The organism is Pseudomonas mandelii, from assembly GCF_002251635.1.
GTDB lineage: Bacteria > Pseudomonadota > Gammaproteobacteria > Pseudomonadales > Pseudomonadaceae > Aquipseudomonas > Aquipseudomonas mandelii_B.
Window position 1 is genome coordinate 1 of sequence record NZ_NMOJ01000050.1, and the last position, 16,962, is coordinate 16,962.

The 16,962-nt window shown below is 60.0% G+C and carries 20 protein-coding genes and 1 pseudogene; 10 read left to right on the forward strand and 11 right to left on the reverse strand.

Annotated elements, in window-relative coordinates; all coding sequences use genetic code 11:
• Positions 1-17: 17 nt before the first annotated feature.
• Positions 18-437: an organic hydroperoxide resistance protein gene (locus B7L09_RS07380; protein ID WP_034126737.1), complete on the forward strand. Its 420-nt coding sequence runs from the start codon at positions 18-20 to the stop codon at positions 435-437.
• Between the two features lie 33 nt (positions 438-470).
• Positions 471-1,484: an alpha/beta hydrolase gene (locus B7L09_RS07385; RefSeq protein ID WP_094468369.1), complete on the forward strand. Its 1,014-nt coding sequence runs from the start codon at positions 471-473 to the stop codon at positions 1,482-1,484.
• A 174-nt stretch (positions 1,485-1,658) separates the two neighbouring features.
• Here the strand turns inward: B7L09_RS07385 and B7L09_RS07390 are convergent, their stop codons facing one another.
• Positions 1,659-2,228 carry an elongation factor P gene (locus tag B7L09_RS07390; RefSeq protein ID WP_094468370.1) on the reverse strand — a complete coding sequence of 190 codons (570 nt, stop codon included), beginning with the start codon at positions 2,226-2,228 and terminating at the stop codon, positions 1,659-1,661.
• A gap of 49 nt (positions 2,229-2,277) precedes the next feature.
• On the reverse strand, positions 2,278-3,435 hold the full coding sequence (earP, locus tag B7L09_RS07395; protein ID WP_094468371.1) for an elongation factor P maturation arginine rhamnosyltransferase EarP: 1,158 nt from the start codon (positions 3,433-3,435) through the stop codon (positions 2,278-2,280).
• 124 nt (positions 3,436-3,559) lie between these two features.
• Here earP and B7L09_RS07400 point away from each other — a divergent pair, with 124 nt between their 5' ends.
• Positions 3,560-3,970, forward strand: coding sequence for a hypothetical protein (locus tag B7L09_RS07400; RefSeq protein WP_094468372.1), 411 nt, complete (start codon positions 3,560-3,562; stop codon positions 3,968-3,970).
• Positions 3,971-3,972: 2 nt separating this feature from the next.
• On the forward strand, positions 3,973-4,455 hold the full coding sequence (locus B7L09_RS07405; protein ID WP_094468373.1) for a GreA/GreB family elongation factor: 483 nt from the start codon (positions 3,973-3,975) through the stop codon (positions 4,453-4,455).
• A gap of 6 nt (positions 4,456-4,461) precedes the next feature.
• Here B7L09_RS07405 and cysB read toward each other — a convergent pair whose 3' ends face one another.
• The 5 genes from cysB to B7L09_RS07430 all read right to left on the reverse strand — a co-directional run bounded on the left by cysB (position 4,462) and on the right by B7L09_RS07430 (position 8,419).
• Positions 4,462-5,436, reverse strand: a complete 975-nt coding sequence (gene cysB, locus B7L09_RS07410; protein ID WP_003189876.1) for an HTH-type transcriptional regulator CysB — start codon at positions 5,434-5,436, stop codon at positions 4,462-4,464.
• A 113-nt stretch (positions 5,437-5,549) separates the two neighbouring features.
• Complete coding sequence (locus tag B7L09_RS07415; protein ID WP_094468374.1) at positions 5,550-6,053, reverse strand: universal stress protein; 504 nt, start codon at positions 6,051-6,053, stop codon at positions 5,550-5,552.
• A gap of 95 nt (positions 6,054-6,148) precedes the next feature.
• Complete coding sequence (locus B7L09_RS07420; RefSeq protein WP_094468375.1) at positions 6,149-7,054, reverse strand: 5'-nucleotidase; 906 nt, start codon at positions 7,052-7,054, stop codon at positions 6,149-6,151.
• A gap of 25 nt (positions 7,055-7,079) precedes the next feature.
• Entirely contained in the window at positions 7,080-8,036 is a 957-nt protein-coding gene (locus B7L09_RS07425) for a putative 2-dehydropantoate 2-reductase (RefSeq protein ID WP_094468376.1), read from the reverse strand.
• A complete protein-coding gene (locus B7L09_RS07430; protein WP_094468377.1) occupies positions 8,033-8,419 on the reverse strand; it encodes a thioredoxin family protein in 387 nt (128 codons plus the stop codon). The genes B7L09_RS07425 and B7L09_RS07430 overlap by 4 nt, the downstream gene beginning before the upstream one ends.
• Here B7L09_RS07430 and B7L09_RS07435 point away from each other — a divergent pair.
• Together B7L09_RS07435 and B7L09_RS07440 are read left to right on the forward strand one after the other, a co-directional pair.
• Positions 8,418-8,861: a PilZ domain-containing protein gene (locus B7L09_RS07435; RefSeq protein WP_094468378.1), complete on the forward strand. Its 444-nt coding sequence runs from the start codon at positions 8,418-8,420 to the stop codon at positions 8,859-8,861. The two genes, B7L09_RS07430 and B7L09_RS07435, sit on opposite strands and share 2 nt — an antisense overlap.
• A gap of 163 nt (positions 8,862-9,024) precedes the next feature.
• The gene (locus B7L09_RS07440) at positions 9,025-10,101 is read left to right on the forward strand and encodes a 3-deoxy-7-phosphoheptulonate synthase (protein ID WP_094468379.1); all 1,077 of its coding nucleotides are present in this window, start codon (positions 9,025-9,027) and stop codon (positions 10,099-10,101) included.
• A 67-nt stretch (positions 10,102-10,168) separates the two neighbouring features.
• On the opposite strand, the gene B7L09_RS07445 is transcribed toward B7L09_RS07440, so the two are convergent.
• Positions 10,169-10,456 (reverse strand): GNAT family N-acetyltransferase, encoded by a 288-nt coding sequence (locus B7L09_RS07445; protein WP_094468380.1) that lies wholly within the window; start codon positions 10,454-10,456, stop codon positions 10,169-10,171.
• A 641-nt stretch (positions 10,457-11,097) separates the two neighbouring features.
• Between B7L09_RS07445 and oprI the strand changes: the two genes are divergently transcribed.
• Positions 11,098-11,349: an outer membrane lipoprotei OprI gene (oprI, locus tag B7L09_RS07450; RefSeq protein ID WP_003172710.1), complete on the forward strand. Its 252-nt coding sequence runs from the start codon at positions 11,098-11,100 to the stop codon at positions 11,347-11,349.
• Between the two features lie 122 nt (positions 11,350-11,471).
• Here oprI and B7L09_RS07455 read toward each other — a convergent pair whose 3' ends face one another.
• The 3 genes from B7L09_RS07455 to B7L09_RS07465 all read right to left on the reverse strand — a co-directional run bounded on the left by B7L09_RS07455 (position 11,472) and on the right by B7L09_RS07465 (position 13,503).
• Positions 11,472-12,443, reverse strand: a complete 972-nt coding sequence (locus tag B7L09_RS07455) for a L,D-transpeptidase family protein (RefSeq protein WP_094468381.1) — start codon at positions 12,441-12,443, stop codon at positions 11,472-11,474.
• A gap of 102 nt (positions 12,444-12,545) precedes the next feature.
• A complete protein-coding gene (locus tag B7L09_RS07460) occupies positions 12,546-12,839 on the reverse strand; it encodes a hypothetical protein (protein ID WP_094468382.1) in 294 nt (97 codons plus the stop codon).
• Positions 12,840-12,897: 58 nt separating this feature from the next.
• On the reverse strand, positions 12,898-13,503 hold the full coding sequence (locus B7L09_RS07465; RefSeq protein WP_176457672.1) for an arylesterase: 606 nt from the start codon (positions 13,501-13,503) through the stop codon (positions 12,898-12,900).
• Between the two features lie 10 nt (positions 13,504-13,513).
• On the opposite strand from B7L09_RS07465, the gene B7L09_RS07470 reads away from it, so the two are divergent.
• From B7L09_RS07470 to B7L09_RS07480, 3 genes and pseudogenes are all read left to right on the forward strand, one after another.
• Complete coding sequence (locus B7L09_RS07470) at positions 13,514-14,197, forward strand: ABC transporter ATP-binding protein (RefSeq protein WP_094468384.1); 684 nt, start codon at positions 13,514-13,516, stop codon at positions 14,195-14,197.
• Complete coding sequence (locus tag B7L09_RS07475) at positions 14,197-16,701, forward strand: ABC transporter permease (protein WP_094468385.1); 2,505 nt, start codon at positions 14,197-14,199, stop codon at positions 16,699-16,701. The genes B7L09_RS07470 and B7L09_RS07475 overlap by 1 nt, the downstream gene beginning before the upstream one ends.
• A 34-nt stretch (positions 16,702-16,735) precedes the next feature.
• Positions 16,736-16,951, forward strand: a pseudogene (locus B7L09_RS07480) (transcription elongation factor GreB); the annotation flags it as partial.
• Between the last annotated feature and the right edge of the window lie 11 nt (positions 16,952-16,962).

The following is a 16,962-nucleotide window of genomic DNA, read 5'->3' on the forward strand; positions in this document are numbered from 1 at the left end:
CCCAAGAGGACGACACCATGCAAACTCTCTATACCGCAGTAGCCACCGCCACCGGCGGCCGTGATGGTCGTGCGGTTTCCAGCGACAACATCCTCGACGTCAAACTTTCTACCCCCAAAGAGCTGGGCGGTGCCGGCGGCCAAGCCACCAACCCTGAGCAACTGTTTGCAGCCGGCTACTCGGCNTGCTTCATCGGNGCCCTGAAGTTCGTCGCCAGCCAGACCAAGCGCAAAATCCCGGATGACGCTTCGATCACCGCCCACGTCGGCATTGGTCAAATCCCCGGTGGTTTCGGCCTGGACATCGACCTGCACGTGAGCCTGCCGGGCCTGGCCCAAGATGATGCGCAAAGCCTGGTCGATGCCGCTCACCAAGTCTGCCCGTACTCGAACGCGACCCGTGGCAACGTCGATGTGCGCCTGCACGTCACCGTCTAACCGCCGACTACCAAGCCCGAACAGGAAATGAACATGAACACTTTCAGCAAAGTCTTGACCGGCACCCTTCTCGCTATGTCCATCAGCAACGCATTCGCGGGCGACGGGGTTGAACACAACACCCAGGCGTTCCTCGATGCCCTGAATGCCGGCACCGGCAAACCGATGGAACAACTCACCCCCAAAGAAGCCCGTGCGGTGCTGGTGGGTGCGCAAGCCTCGGTGAAACTGACACTGCCAAAAGCCGATGTCAGCGAGAAGACCATTCAAGTCGACGGCCAACCGCTCAGCCTGACCATCGTCCGGCCGGCCGGGGTCAAAGGCGAGCTGCCGGTGTTCATGTTCTTCCACGGCGGAGGTTGGGTGCTGGGTGACTTCCCGACCCACGAACGTCTGGTTCGCGACTTGGTGACGGGGTCGGGTGCGGCGGCGGTGTTCGTCAATTACACCCCGTCGCCGGAAGCGCATTACCCGGTGGCGATCAACCAGGCTTACGCCGCGACCAAATGGGTGGCCGAGCACGGTAAAGAGATCAACGTCGACGGCAAACGCCTGGCCGTGGCCGGCAACAGCGTCGGTGGCAACATGGCGGCCGTGGTTGCCCTGATGGCAAAAGACAAGGGCACGCCGGCGATCAAGTTCCAAGTGCTGCTGTGGCCGGTGACCGATGCCAGCTTCGAAACCGCGTCCTACAACCAGTTTGCCGAGGGGCACTTCCTCACCAGAAACATGATGAAGTGGTTCTGGGACAACTACACCACCGACGCTAAACAACGTAACGAGATCTACGCCTCGCCGCTGCGGGCGACCACTGCGCAACTAAAAGGCCTGCCACCTGCCCTGGTGCAAACAGCCGGTGCCGACGTGTTGCGCGATGAAGGTGAAGCCTATGCCCGCAAACTGGACGAGGCTGGTGTACCGGTTACCGCGGTTCGTTACAACGGGATGATTCACGACTACGGCTTGCTTAACGTAGTGAGCAAGGTGCCGGCGGTGCGGTCGGCGATGCTGCAAGCGTCCGAAGAGCTCAAGCAACACCTGAAATAACACCGCCCCCTGTAGGAGTGTGTTTCAGACAGGCACAAAAAAGCCCGACTCAATGGTCTGTCCGAAGAGCTCAAGCAACACCTGAAATAACACCGCCCCCTGTAGGAGTGTGTTTCAGACAGGCACAAAAAAGCCCGACTCAATGGTCGGGCTTTTTCATTCCTGAAGCAGTGCTTATTTAGCACGGCCTTTGTAGGAACCGCCTTCGCGGGTATCGATTTCGATCATGTCGCCGATTTCGATGAAGTCNGCAACGGCCAGTTCGGTACCGTTTTTCAATTTGGCAGGCTTCATTACCTTGCCCGAAGTGTCGCCGCGAGCGGAACCTTCGGTGTAGTCAACCTGACGCACGATGGTGGTTGGCAGCTCTACGGAAACCAGGCGGTCTTCAAAGAAGATAGCTTCGCAGACGTCTTCCATACCTTCTTCCACGAACGGCAGAACGGCTTCGATATCTTCAGCGTTCAGTTCGTACATGGTGTAGTCGGAAGTGTCCATGAACGTGTAGGTGTCGCCGCTGATGAAGGACAGGGTCGCTTCTTTGCGGTCGAGGATCACGTCGTCCAGTTTGTCATCGGCGCTGTAGACGATCTCGGTCTTGTAACCGGTCAGCAGGTTCTTCAGCTTGGTCTTCATGATTGCGCTGTTACGACCAGACTTGGTGAACTCAGCTTTCTGAACCAGCCAAGGGTCGTTTTCGAGACGGATCACTGTACCGGGTTTCAGTTCTTTACCAGTTTTCATTGCGTATATCCGAAATTTGGATGGGATTTACAAAAATCAAGGTCGCGTATCATATCCAACTTTCATAAAACTGTACCAGCGCCGTCGCAAGATCGGCCTGCAAGGCCTGTTCCAGACACCACGCCTCGGCGTGTTTTTGCAGCTCCGGCCAGTGTTTACGGGTAGTCAGCCAGTGGTCGGACATATCAAGGTCTGCATTCCACGCACGCCAAAGACCGCTGATCGCCTCGCGGGCAGGCTCGGACAGGCCTTTCGTGTAAAGAGTCAGGAAGGCGTCGAGCTTGTCCAGGTGGATGTCTTCGTCCTGCTGATAGATGTGCCACAACAACGGGCGCCCGGCCCACTGGGCGCGTACGAACGAGTCTTCGCCGCGCACGGCGTTGAAGTCGCAGCACCACAGCAGGCGGTCATATTGATCCTGTCGGACGAACGGCAACACTTGCACGGTCAACTCTCCGCGCACATGCACTGCGCCGGCAGCCAGCTGATCGACACCAAGCCAACGCTCTACATCCCCTAGAATCCGGCCTTCGGGCACCAGCAGATGCGTGGGTATCGAATCGGCGGCCATCGTGTCCAGCCAATTGGCCAAGCCACTGTTTTCATACGCGAACAGTGAGATCAGTTGGGCGTTCGGTGTGCGATCAATCCCCAGGCCTTGCAGGAATGCTCGCTGTGCCTCGGGGCTTTGCTGAAACTGCCTGCGCCGTTCAAGCAAACCGCTTTCACGCAGCAAGCCTCCCGTGCCTTTTTGGAACCCCGGGAAGAAGAAGTACTTCTGCACAGTCTTGTACTTCACCGACGGCAAACCGTGACAACCGACCACCCAGTCTTCGGCGCTCAGATAGTCGAGGTTCATCCACAGCGGCGGCTTTTCCCGCGAGGCCATGGCGTCCATGTAGGCGCTCGGCAACTGGCAGGCGAACGCGGCGATCACGACATCGGCGGCTTCAGCAGGTTGCCATTCAGCGGACCACTGACGTACTTCGACACCCTGCTGCCATTGCTGCGCGGCGCTGATGTCGACTTCAGGACAGATACGTTCGAAGGCCCGCAGGTCATCGACCCACAAGCGCACCGTCACGGCATGTTCGNCCACCANCTGTCGGGCCAGGCGCCAGGTCACGCCGATGTCGCCAAAGTTGTCGACCACAGTGCAAAAAATATCCCAGCGCCAGCGGTTTTTCATTTGAGGCATCACAGGCATTCCAGGCTCCCATTGGCAAAGGCGCCGATTGTCCGCATAAATTACCTCGCGCAGAAGAGCCGACGGCGATTAATCTTCGTGCGACAATCGCCACTCCCCCGCGACCACCCGCCAGGAGGCAGCCATGCCCTACCGTCCCACCCCTCGCCGTCCGTTGCCGATTCAGCTCAATGCGCTGCAATTGACCGGCAGCATTGCCCTCGGTCTGTGGCTTGGATTCCTCGCAATAGCGCTGACTTGCTGGCTCGCCTCGCGCCTGCTGTTCAGCGAGCAACTCGCGCCCGTCGCCGCCGCGGTGGAGCAACTGGCCAAGCCGCCGGTGGTGGTGCAACCGGTGCCGGACATCCCGCCGCAGAGCCCGCTGTTCGAACAGTACGAAGAGAACCTGCGCAAAAACGAGCAGCAGCAACGCATGGATCAGGCCCGCAGCACCCGCCGCAANCTGTCCAACCCCAAATGCCAGTTCTGGCTGCAGCAGGACCAGACCGCGCCCAGCGAAAAAAGCCGCGCCAACGTCCTGCAATTCTGCGACTGATCATGAATAAGCAAACCGTCCACCAGTTGATTATCGACAAGCTTCGGATCGATCTCGACATCGCCCAGCGCGCCGCGCAGACCGCCTACGAAACCGCGACCCACGAAGAAAACATTGCGGAAAACAAGTACGACACGCTGGGGCTGGAAGCTTCCTACCTGGCGGCCGGGCAGGCCAAACGCGTCGAGGAAATCAAACAGGCGCTGACGCTGTGCCAGAACCTGCCCCTGCGTCCTTATGACGAACAACGCGGGATCGAAGTCGGCGCCCTGCTGGGCCTGGCAGACGAAAAAGGTCGTGAGCAGTGGCTGTTTCTGGCCCCGGACGCGGCGGGTCTGAAAGTCGACATGGTGGGGCAAATGATCACCGTCATCACCCCTCGTTCACCGCTGGGCAAAAGCCTGCTGGGCAAGTTCGAAGGGGACGAAGTGGAGATTCTGGTGGCGGGCGCTCGGCAACAGTTTGCTGTCACCGAGGTCATTTAATAACANTCAGTGGACGGGCAATTCTACGCCGTCGAACAGCTCTTCCAGTTCCTGCTTGTTGTGGCACTGGATCGCCTTGGCCATGACTTCGCGGGTCAAGTGCGGTGCGAACTTCTCGATGAAATCGCACATGAAGCCGCGCAGGAATGTGCCACGACGGAAGCCGATTTTGGTCACGCTGGACTCGAACAGCTCACTGGCGTCGAGTACCACCAGGTCTTTGTCGAGGTTGGTGTCGACCGCCATTTTCGCCACGATCCCCACGCCCAGGCCCAGGCGCACGTAAGTCTTGATCACGTCGGCGTCGGCGGCGGTGAACACCACTTTCGGGGTGAGGCCGCGATGGCTGAAGGCTTCGTCGAGCTTGGAGCGGCCGGTAAAACCGAACACGTAAGTCACGATCGGGTATTCAGCCAGGGCTTCCAGGGTCAACTTCGGCAGCTTGGCCAGCGGGTGACCCTGGGGCACGACGACGCAACGGTTCCAGCGGTAGCACGGCATCATCACCAGGTCGCCGAACAGCTCCAGGGCTTCGGTGGCAATGGCGAAGTCAACGGTGCCATCAGCGGCCATCTCGGCGATCTGCATCGGCGAACCCTGGTGCATGTGCAACGCCACGTCGGGGTATTGCTTGATGAAATCGCGGATCACCGGCGGCAAGGCATAACGCGCCTGGGTGTGGGTGGTGGCGATCGACAGGGTGCCTTTCTTCTCGTTGGAGAACTCCTGGGCAATCTGCTTGATGCTTTCGACTTTACGCAGGATCTCGCCGGCGGTGGTGATGATGCGCTCGCCAGCCGGGGTGACGCGGGTCAGGTGCTTGCCGCTGCGCGCGAACACTTCGACGCCCAGCTCGTCTTCGAGCAGGCGGATCTGCTTGCTGATACCGGGTTGCGAGGTGTAGAGGCTTTGAGCGGTAGCGGAAACGTTGAGGTCGTGGTGCGCCACTTCCCAGATGTAGCGCAGTTGTTGAAGCTTCATAGATGTCCCTCAAAGCAAATAGACGCCACGGGTATCAGCGACGGTATATAACTATATTAATGGTTCGAAGAATAAATCTAGAACTTTTTTGTCAAATTGCCACTATTCTTGCCCTAACGATCCCCTTGGCGACGACGTTCCACCAGCGGCACCAGGTAAACCGGCACCCGAGACAGTTGCAACACCCGCGCAGCGGTGCGACCCAAAGGTGTTTCCGCACCTGCGCCATGGCTATGACTACCTACGATCAACAAATCCACGGAGAGTTTCTGCGCCTGGTCAAGAATCACCTGCGACGGGTCACCCTGCAGCACCCGCACCGCTTTGATCCGCTCCAGATCCTGCTCCCCTTCATCCCCCAACTCTTCACGAAAGCTGTCGAGCACCCGCTGCTCGATATTGGCGATCACCGTGCTCAGGCCCTGACTGTGAAACTCGTTCAAGGCCTGCTCATCGAGGTAACTCTGCAGCACTGATTCGGCAAACAACCCCATGGGCTCAACGGCGTGCACCACATACAAGTCGGCATTGAATGTCCGCGCCAGCGCCAAGGCATGCTGCATCACCAACGGCGCATACAGACCAAGGTCCGTGGCATACAGCATCGAATGAATCATATGACCTCCTCGCGTACCAACATGGCGGAGATTTGATTCAGCTTAGCAGTGCCTTGGCGAGTACGACGTTCGGCGTAACGCGTTGAACGGCGGGCTTAAACTTTTTGCTCGTTGCTTATGCCATGGGGCACGTGGCCGGTGGCGACCACTTCGCGAGCCAGTTCACAGTGGCCGGCCTGATCGTCAAAAAACACGTCAGCGGCAAACGCTTCGAGAAACGCCGATTTGGTCAAGCCGCCGAGAAACAGCGACTCGTCCAGACGAATGTCCCACTCGCGCAAGGTGCGGATCACCCGCTCATGGGCTGGCGCCGACCGCGCCGTCACCAGGGCAGTGCGGATCGGACAGGCGTCATCGGGAAACTCGCGCTGCAACAGATTGAGGGCCGCGAGGAAGCCTTTGAACGGACCGCCGTGCAAAGGCTGGCGCGCCGACTCGCGCTCGCTGGCCTGAAACGCCTCCAGCCCGCCGGCCTGGTANANACGCTCAGACTCGTCGGAAAACAGCACGGCATCACCGTCGAAGGCGATGCGCAGCTCATCGCTGGCCGCACGGCTGGCCCCCCCCGACAAAATGGTCGCCGCAGCGAACCCGGCGTCCAGCGCGCTGCGTACATCTTCGGCATGGGTGGAGAGAAACAGGTCGCAGCCAAAGGCCTTGAGGTACGGATAAGGACTGCGCCCGCCAACGAACGCCGCGCGGGAAATCGCCAGGCCATAATGATCAATCGAGTTGAATACCCGCAGGCCGGTGTCGGCGCTGTTGCGCGACACCAGGATCACCTCGACCCGGGCCCGACCGAGGCTGGCGTTCAGATTGAGGAGTTTCTCCACCAACGGAAACGCATCACCGGGCGCGAGGATTTCGTCTTCGTGTTCAATCTGATATTGCCGGTAGGCTTCGACGCCGCTCGACTCATAAACCTTGTGGCTTTCGCCCAGGTCGAACAGCGCTCGCGACGAAATCGCCAGCACCAGTTTGTCGTCGATAGTCTTTGCCATGCCCTTCCCCCTCAGGTTGATCGGCTTACGTGTTGCGCCGATCGATAAAACTCAAGCTGTGATACAAGGCTTCGATTCGCGGCAATTCGCACCCCGCCGCCTTGGCCACCGCCAGAGGACGCGCGTAAATAGCCTGCAGTTCCAGCGGTCGTTTGTGCAAAAAATCGTGGTACATGCTCGGCCAATAGTCGGGCATTTTCTCGGTCACCTTGAACAGATGTTCGGCATACCCGGCCGGTATGTCGTGACCGCAGGCGAGGGCTCCCTGAACCACTTCGGCCATCAGCGCCTGGATCAGTTCCCGGCTGTCGACATCGGCCATTAACGGCGTGGTGCTGGCGCCGAGCAGAACCGAGAGGCCGTTGTAAGGGATATTCCAGACCAGTTTTTGCCAGCGTGCCTGGTGCAGGTTCGGCATGGCCTGGGAGTCGATGCCGGCCGCGCGGAACAGTCCGGCGCCCTCCTCGACAATCGTCATTCGCGCCTGCTCATCGGCTGCGGGACCGCTGTGGTAGCCGACGTTTACCGCGCCGAGTGCTTGATGGGTTATGACACCAGGCCCTTCGCGATGGACGCAGATAAAACACAGTCCGCCGAGCAGGTGCAGGGAATCGGGAAGTAACTCCCGCAAGCTGTCTTCGACGTCTAGCCCATTTTGCAACAGCAGGACGTTGGCATTCGGTGCGGCGGCCTGGATGATGGCAGGCGCCAGGTCCGCGTTGCTGGTGGTTTTGGCGCCGACCAGCAACCAGTCACAGGCGGGCATGTCCTCAGCGGACGAATAGGCCTGGACCGGGTTCAGCGTCAATGCGCCATGCACCGCACTGTTGACTTGCAGCCCGTGTTCGGCGACCGCTGCATATTCGCTGCGCAACAGAAAGTGCACATCGAACCCGGCCCGCGCCAACATCACCCCGTAGAACCCGCCGATCGCGCCGGTTCCGATAATACCGATGGTCGGTTTGGCAACGGCCCCCATCATGGCAACTCCTCTGCATGTCGACTGAGCGCCTGACGCACGGCTTCATTGAGCCCGGTGCTGGTCAGGCGCGACTGTACTGCCCCGAAGAACTCGCCGTCGCGCACCACAAACAGCGCCGGCAAATGAAAAACCTGATAACGCTCGACCAGCCCGCCATTGTCCCCGGCATCGATCCAGCACAGCCGGTTGATCGCCAGATCGAGTCCCGGCAGTTGCTCGCGGGCAAAACGGCAACTGGCGCAGCCGACACTGGTGAAAATCACCAGCGATACACCGCCCATCGCCAGCAGCCGTTGGTCGGCGTCGAAATCGGTCAGTTCCAATTCGACCACTATACTGGGGGAAACAATGTCAAATGGCCGACACATGGAGTTTGTGTTCATGGGACGTTTTTTACCTCACCCTGACGATGTGCCCGTCGAGTTAACGTTGCTCAAGCATGAGTGCATTTCGCGGCAACGGCTGCACACTATCAGCCTCGGCGGCATGGCTTGCAATTACCACCGTGCCTGGCGCCACGGTACGGCGCTGGAAGTGCGCATGCCAACCTTGAATCCCGATTTGCGCTATCTGGGCTATGTGGCCTGGTGCCTGCGACGCAAGCGCGGTTACCTGGTGGGCATTGCCTTCGTCGACGAACAAATGCTGTTCAGTGCGCGAATGGGCGAGCAGGTTTGCCAGATCGAACGTTATTGCCGCCTGCGTGACGCACACGAAGACCTGCAAGATATTCAGGCCTTGGCCCTTGACTGGGTCCAACAGCATGCCGACGAGTTCTCTCACGACACGGTTAGCAAGGCATTTGCACAGCCTGCGCTGGGTTAGGCGACGTTCTCAATTAGTGAGAAAGCCCCCAAAACCGGTGTCTGCCCATTGTCGAGCAGGCGCTTAACGCGCTAAGGTTCGGCTCCCCGACGCGCTTAATTTGCTGTGCTCCGCCGCNCGGGNTGGCTGGCGGCCGGCACCCGTGACCCTGACGAGTAACACGATGGCTGATTTACCGATCAATGACCTAAACGTCGAATCCAACGAGACCCTGATCACGCCCGATCAGCTCAAGCGCGAAATCCCTCTGAGCGACGCTGCCCTGCAGACCGTAACCAAGGGTCGCGAAGTCATCCGTGACATTCTCGACGGCACCGACCACCGCCTCTTCGTCGTCATCGGGCCGTGCTCGATCCACGACCTCAAGGCGGCCCACGAATACGCCGAGCGGCTCAAGGTACTGGCGGCGGAAGTGTCCGACACCCTGTACCTGGTGATGCGCGTCTATTTCGAAAAACCGCGGACCACCGTCGGCTGGAAAGGCTTGATCAACGACCCGTACCTGGACGACTCGTTCAAGATTCAGGACGGCTTGCACATTGGTCGTCAGTTGCTGCTGGACCTCGCCGAAATGGGCCTGCCCACCGCCACCGAAGCCCTCGACCCGATCTCCCCGCAATACCTGCAGGACCTGATCAGCTGGTCGGCCATCGGCGCGCGCACCACCGAATCCCAGACCCACCGCGAAATGGCGTCCGGCCTGTCTTCGGCCGTGGGCTTCAAGAACGGCACCGATGGCGGCCTGACGGTCGCGATCAACGCGCTGCAATCGGTGTCCAGCCCGCACCGTTTCCTGGGTATCAACCAGGAAGGTGGCGTGTCCATCGTCACCACCAAGGGCAACGCCTATGGCCACGTGGTATTGCGCGGTGGCAACGGCAAGCCGAACTATGATTCGGTCAGCGTTGCACTGTGCGAACAGGCGCTGAACAAAGCCAAGATCAAGCCGAACATCATGGTCGACTGCAGCCACGCCAACTCCAACAAGGACCCGGCCCTGCAACCGCTGGTGATGGAAAACGTCGCCAACCAGATTCTTGAAGGCAACCAGTCGATTATCGGTCTGATGGTCGAGAGCCACTTGAACTGGGGCTGCCAGGCGATTCCAAAAGACCTGGCCGACTTGCAGTACGGCGTGTCGATCACCGATGCCTGCATCGACTGGGCCGCCACCGAAACCACCCTGCGCAGCATGCACGCCAAGCTCAAGGACGTGTTGCCCAAACGCAAACGCANCTGATCACGTTNTGNCGCACACAAAAACGCCGGGCTAAACCCGGCGTTTTTTTTGTGTTCGTATTTTGAGGTTACTGGCTCAGCTTGGCGGCATGCCGCTGGTGGCGCTCCATGTAGCGCTCGACGTAAGAGCACGATGGAATGACGGTGTAACCCATTTCTTCAGCGTACTGCAACGCTTNNTCGGTCAATGCGGCCGCGATGCCGCGACCNCGCAGTGCGTTGGGCACGAAGGTACGATAGATGTCCAGGGTCTGCTTCCCGAGGTCCATATAGGTCAGATAGGCACGATGACCGTCCACATTGGTCTCGAACTGATGACCAGCCTGGTCATGGTGGATGGACAACGCCTCGCTCATCACTACTCCTCGCGGGTCTTGAATTTCGACCCCTACCTTACCGATGTTTTTCCGGCGAAGGAACATCTACGCCACCCCGTGCCTGAATGGACGCCGAGAAGAGCTGCACCGATCTCGCGCAACCGAGCACGTATCAAATAGTAGGCACCATTGGCAGAAATGCTCAAGGTACGCTCGTCATCGCGCTCAGTGGCGGGTGCTGCTCCGGGTGACGCAGGGACGGCTCGAACGGAGATATCCGCGGGTCGATAGCCTGAACATTGCCGGATGTTGAGACTTAAGACGAACGCGCGCTCTTAAAGTCACCATCAAGATGGATAAAGATTATGAGAGCCACGGCGCAAAATCTGAACAAAAGTATGGACGAATCCATATAGACAGACTTTAGCCAAGAATGAGAAAAACAGCGCTGAGTGCACGGAACTTTTTTTCGGCGGCTCGCTCATCTCGGGCCTCCCAGCTGGATATTTTTTAAACAATGCAGTTAAAAGTTGCTCGAAAAAGAATCAACGCCTACAATTTTTTTTGCTTCTTGCGCTACGTCAGTTTACTTACTACAAGTAATGAGTAGTATGTACGCCGGCTATCAGCTCACTCTGAGAAAGTAGCCATTTAATAGAAAGTCCTTGAAGGGGAACACGATGAACAACGTTCTGAAATTCTCTGCTCTGGCTCTGGCCGCAGTTCTGGCTACCGGTTGCAGCAGCGTCTCCAAAGAAACCGAAGCTCGTCTGACTGCAACTGAAGACGCAGCAGCTCGCTCCCAGGCTCGTGCAGACGAAGCCTACCGTAAAGCTGATGAAGCTCTGGCTGCTGCTCAAAAAGCACAACAGACTGCTGACGAAGCTAACGAGCGCGCTCTGCGCATGCTTGAAAAAGCAAGCCGCAAGTAATAATCCTTCGGGGTTGTTATCAAGCCGATCCATTCTTGGATCGGCTTTTTTTTGCCCGGTGTTTCCTTTCGGCAATAAAAAACCCGCCGAGGCAACCTGCTTCGGCGGGTTCTTTTCAGGCTTTACTGCAGCGGGTCGATCGGTGCACTCGTCACCATCGGTGCGGAAGTGTTCGGCACTCCGATTTCCACCGGCAGGCCATCTTCAGCGGCCACCACGTCGCGGACCACATCCCAGTTCATGCGCAGGTTATTGGNNATGTCTTCGCGCTTGAGCAAGGCGTTGATCACCGCGGTGTGCTTGTCGACGACCGACGGTGTGCCCTTGTCGTCCAGCGGCGTGTGCGCTTCCAGATACACCTTGCCACCACTGACACCGAACTTGTACGGATCGCTGAGGATGCGTACCGACGTGCCAACCGGCACCATGCTCGCCATTTCCAGCACGTTGTTGTTGAACATGCGGAAGCAGCCGTGGCTTGTACGCGTGCCGATACCAAATTTCATGTTGGAACCGTGGATCAGATACCCCGGCGTGCCCAACGTGAACTTGAACGGCCCCAGCGGGTTATCCGGGCCGGCCGGCACCACGTTAGGCAGCGGGTCGCCGTCAGCGGCGTGCTCGGCCTTGATCGACGCTGGAGGGGTCCAGGTCGGGTTCGGCGTCTTGGCGATGATGCTGGTGTGGGCAATCGGCGAGCCCCAGCCTTCACGGCCGATGCCCAGCGGGAAGGTGTACACCACGTTCCGGCCTTTCGGGTAGTAGTAGAGGCGGTATTCAGCCAAGTTGATGACGATGCCTTCACGCGGGCCAGGCGGCAGGATGAAACGCGTGGGCAGCACAATTTCCGTGCCCGCGCCGGGCAACCAGGCATCGACACCCGGGTTGGCCGCGACCATTTCCGAATAGCCCAGGTCATAGGTAGTACCCAGGTCGGCGAAGGTGTCTTCGTACTTGGCCTTGATCACCTGGACCTGACCAACGATGTCTTCACCCGGCGGTGGCAAGGGCAGCTCCAATGCGGCTACGGGGCCCGCCACACAAAGGGCGGCGAGAGACAGGCAGCGGGTGACGGCAGGAAAACGCGGCAACATCCGGAAAATCCTTCGCATGATCGACAAGGGTATAAAAACGCGATTGTACACCGGCATCTGGAAAATCGGGGAGTTGACCGATAGCAAGCAATCTATCGGCTTCTAAAGCTCGAACCGCAGTTCCGGCCAGATCGGCGAGGTGCCGCGTTTCTGCGATTCGAGGATGGCCCGGCACAGCGAGCACAGGCGCTGATCCTGGAACACCCGGCGGTCGACACTCGACCAGCGCGGTTGCGCGGGCAGCAGACTGCCGCACAAGGTTCGATCGGCCGAGCCGCCCAGCTCCAACTGACGGGTCACCAGATGCACCCGGACTTCCTGGCAGGCGAACAGATCCAGCTGCTCGTCAGGCTCGATCAGTTGGTAGTTGAACAGGGACCAGGCAGGGCGCGACATCGGGGGCTCCAGATCGGGGGGGCGCCACCTTAGCCGAAAGCCTGCCGCTAGAAAAGCGTCATAGCAGCGGTTTCAGTGTCGGCCAGACATTTTCCAGCAACTTGTCCTGAGCGCCTGCGGCCGGGTGCAATCCGTCGGCTTGCATCAAGTCCGGATGACCGCCCACGCCGTCGAGAAAAAACGGCACCAGCGGGATTTTTTTCTCTTCGGCCAGCGCGCTGTAGACCTTCGCAAAAGCCTCGGTATAACGAACGCCGTAGTTGGGTGGCAGTTGCATGCCGAGCAAAAGCACCTTGGCACCACTGTCCCTGGAGCTGTCGATCATCGACGCAAGGTTTTGTTGCAAATTAGCTGGGGGCATTCCGCGCAGGCCATCGTTGCCGCCCAATTCGAGGATCACCAGTTCAGGCTTATGCTCTGCAAGCAGCGCAGGCAGGCGCGCCTGGCCTCCGGCACTGGTGTCGCCGCTGATGGAGGCGTTAACCACTTTATCGTCGAAACCTTCGCGCTTGAGCCGTTGCTCAAGCAGCGACACCCACCCCAAGCGGGTATCCAGGCCGAAACCGGCACTGATACTATCGCCAACGATCAGGACAGTACCCGCCGCTGCGTTCTGGGCCATGCACATCAAGGCCAGGCCAGCACTCAAAAACCACATTCGCATCGGATTCTCCATGGGCGCAAGCATTCTCACCGCGCGAAACCTTAGCAAAGTGGTTCCCAGCGCGGAAGGTGAACTGACTATCCTGCACGAACTGAGCCTGGAACTGAACAAGGGCGATAGCCTGGCGATCGTCGGCAGTTCCGGTTCCGGCAAATCCACCCTCCTCGGCCTGCTGGCCGGCCTCGACCTGCCCAGCAGCGGTGAAGTCACCCTCGCCGGCCAAGCCTTGAGCACCCTCGACGAAGACCAGCGCGCGCGCATTCGTGCCGAGCACGTGGGTTTCGTTTTTCAATCGTTTCAGCTGCTCGACAGCCTCAACGCCCTGGAAAACGTCATGCTGCCGCTGGAACTTGACGGTCGCAAAGACGCCCGGGAACGCGCCAGGTACCTGCTCNAGCGCGTGGGCCTGGGCCAGCGCCTGACCCATTCGCCGCGCCAGCTCTCCGGTGGCGAACAGCAGCGCGTAGCGATTGCCCGTGCGTTTGCCGCCGAACCNGAGGTGCTGTTTGCCGATGAGCCTACCGGCAACCTCGACAGCCACACCGGCGAGCGCATCAGCGACCTGCTGTTCGAGCTCAATAAAGAGAGCGGCACGACCTTGGTGCTGGTCACCCACGACGAGCGCCTGGCCCACCGTTGCCGACGCCTGATCCGCCTTGAAGCCGGCCTGATGGTCGCGCCCCTGGAGCCTTGATGGCACGTATGCCGCTGTTGCGCCTGTTCAGCCTTGCCATGCGCCAANTCCTGCGCGACGCCCGCGCCGGTGAGTTGCGCGTGTTGTTCTTCGCCCTGGTGGTTGCCGTGGCGGCGAGTACCGCCATCGGTTACTTCGGTGCCCGCCTGAATGGCGCCATGATGTTGCGCGCTACCGAATTTCTCGGCGCCGACCTGTTGCTTGAAGGCAGCTCGCCCGCGCGTCCGGAACAGATCAAAAGTGGCACGGAACTGGGACTCGAACACGCTCAAGTGGTGGAGTTCTCCAGTGTGATCGCCACCGACAACGGCATTCAGCTGTCCAGCATCAAGGCCGCCGACGACGTTTATCCGCTGCGCGGCGAACTGAAAAGCGCCCCGGCGCCCTTCGCCCCGGAAGAACCCGGTGGCGGACCGAAACCCGGCGAAGCTTGGGTCGAAGCGCGACTGCTGACCGCGCTCGATCTGAAGATCGGCGACAGCATCGATGTCGGTATGNNAACCCTGCGACTGGCTCGCNTCCTGACCTATGAACCCGACCGCGCCGGCAACTTCTACAGCCTCACGCCTCGGGTGATGATCAACCTCAGCGACCTCGCCGCGACCGGCGTGGTGCAACCCGGCAGCCGGGTCAGTTACCGCGAACTCTGGCGCGGCAAAGCCGAGGCGCTGGAAACCTATCGTCAACTGATCAAACCCGGCCTGGCCGCCAACCAGCGCATACAGGATGCTCGCGACGGCAATCAGCAGATCGGCGGCGCCCTGGGCAAGGCCGAACGTTACTTGAACATGGCCAGCCTGGTGGCGGTGCTGCTGGCCGGCGTGGCCGTGGCGCTGTCGGCCAACCGATTTGCCAGCCGACGTTTCGACGCCAGTGCATTGCTGCGTTGCCTGGGTCTGTCACGTCGGGAAACCATGGTGCTGTTCAGTTTGCAGCTGACGGTACTTGGCCTGCTCGCCAGCCTCAGTGGCGCCCTCCTCGGCTGGCTCGCACAGCTTGGATTGTTCGCGTTGCTGCATGATTTATTGCCGACCGACGTACCACCGGGCGGTCTGTTTCCCGCCATCGCCGGGATCGGCACCGGGCTGGTGGCTCTGGCCGGTTTTGCCCTGCCGCCCTTGGCTGCACTCGGTCGAGTGCCGCCGTTGCGGGTACTGCGTCGTGACATGCTGCCGATACCTTCCAGCACCTGGATGGTGTACGGCGCCGCACTGTTCGCCCTCGGCCTGATCATGTGGCGCCTGAGCCTCGATCTGGTGCTGACCTTTGCGTTGCTGGGCGGCGGCGTGATGGCGGCGCTGATCCTCGGCGGCCTGCTCTTGTTGTTGCTGCAGAGCTTGCGCCGGATGTTGGCTCGCGCCTCGTTGCCCTGGCGCCTTGGGCTGGGCCAACTGCTGCGTCATCCTCTGGCGGCAGCGGGACAAGCCCTGGCCTTCGGTCTGATTCTGTTGTCCATGGCGTTGATCGCGTTGTTGCGCGGCGAGTTGCTGGACACTTGGCAGAACCAGTTGCCGAAAAACGCGCCGAACTATTTTGCCCTGAACATCCTGCCCGCCGACAAACAGGCCTTCACCGATCGACTGATTGAACTGTCAGCTCAATCGGCGCCGCTGTACCCGGTGGTGCCGGGACGACTGATCAGCATCAACGGCGAGCCGGTGCAGGAAATCGTCAGCAAGGATTCGGCGGGGGACCGGGCTATCCAGCGCGACCTGAGCCTGACCTGGGCCGCAGACCTGCCGGCGGGCAACAAACTCACGGCGGGCAACTGGTGGAGCGAACAGCCCGCCGATGACGTTCCTGGCGTGTCGGTGGAAGGCAAGGTCGCCGAAAGCCTGAAGCTCAAGCTGAACGATCACCTGGTGTTCACCATCGGTGGGGAGAATCGCGAAGCGCGGGTCACCAGCCTGCGGACCATCAACTGGGACAACTTCCAGCCNAACTTCTTCATGATCTTCCAGCCTGGCACGTTGAAGGACCTGCCCGCCACCTACCTGACCAGCTTCTACCTGGCGCCTGGGCACGACCAGCAGATCGTCGACCTGTCCCGAGCATTCCCGGCAGTCACGATATTGCAGGTCGAAGCCTTGCTGGAGCAGTTGCGCAGCATTCTCGCCCAGGTCACCCTGGCCGTGGAATACGTGCTGCTGTTTGTATTGGCGGCGGGGATGGCGGTGTTGTTCTCGGGTTTGCAGGCGACCCTCGATGAGCGCATTCGCCAAGGCGCGCTGCTGCGAGCACTGGGGGCCGAACGGCAGTTGCTGGTCAAGGCTCGGCGGATCGAGTTCGGCTTGCTGGGCGCGGTCAGTGGCCTGCTGGCGGCCCTGGGCACGGAACTGGTGACATGGGTGCTGTACCGCTACGCCTTCGACCTGGTATGGCATCCGCATCCATGGCTGTTGGTGTTGCCGTTGATTGGCGCGGTGCTGATCGGCGGCGCTGGCGTGTTCGGTACCCGTCGCGCGTTGAACGCCAGCCCCCTGACAGTGTTGCGCGAGGGTTGATAGACTCAAGGCCTTTCCCTCACAAGAAGTTGCCATGAGCCGTTATCGCCCTCCCCGCACCGCTGGCACCGCGCTGATCACCCCCGAAGGTGAAGCGCGGATGCGGGCCGAGTTTCATGAGCTCTGGCATGTCCGTCGGCCTCAGGTGACGCAATCGGTCAGCGAGGCGGCGGCCCAGGGGGATCGTTCGGAAAACGCCGAGTACACCTACGGTAAAAAGATGCTGCGCGAAATCGACAGTCGCGTGCGTAAATAAAGGCC

Excerpts from the sequence above, each read along its gene's own strand:
- B7L09_RS07385 (WP_094468369.1), top strand. The coding sequence starts at position 471 with ATGAACACTTTCAGCAAAGTCTTGACCGGCACCCTTCTCGCTATGTCC.
- B7L09_RS07405 (WP_094468373.1), top strand. The coding sequence starts at position 3,973 with ATGAATAAGCAAACCGTCCACCAGTTGATTATCGACAAGCTTCGGATC.
- cysB (WP_003189876.1), bottom strand. The coding sequence starts at position 5,436 with ATGAAGCTTCAACAACTGCGCTACATCTGGGAAGTGGCGCACCACGAC.
- B7L09_RS07415 (WP_094468374.1), bottom strand. The coding sequence starts at position 6,053 with ATGATTCATTCGATGCTGTATGCCACGGACCTTGGTCTGTATGCGCCG.
- B7L09_RS07425 (WP_094468376.1), bottom strand. The coding sequence starts at position 8,036 with ATGATGGGGGCCGTTGCCAAACCGACCATCGGTATTATCGGAACCGGC.
- B7L09_RS07435 (WP_094468378.1), top strand. The coding sequence starts at position 8,418 with ATGGGACGTTTTTTACCTCACCCTGACGATGTGCCCGTCGAGTTAACG.
- B7L09_RS07430 (WP_094468377.1), bottom strand. The coding sequence starts at position 8,419 with ATGAACACAAACTCCATGTGTCGGCCATTTGACATTGTTTCCCCCAGT.
- oprI (WP_003172710.1), top strand. The coding sequence starts at position 11,098 with ATGAACAACGTTCTGAAATTCTCTGCTCTGGCTCTGGCCGCAGTTCTG.
- B7L09_RS07460 (WP_094468382.1), bottom strand. The coding sequence starts at position 12,839 with ATGTCGCGCCCTGCCTGGTCCCTGTTCAACTACCAACTGATCGAGCCT.
- B7L09_RS07465 (WP_176457672.1), bottom strand. The coding sequence starts at position 13,503 with ATGCGAATGTGGTTTTTGAGTGCTGGCCTGGCCTTGATGTGCATGGCC.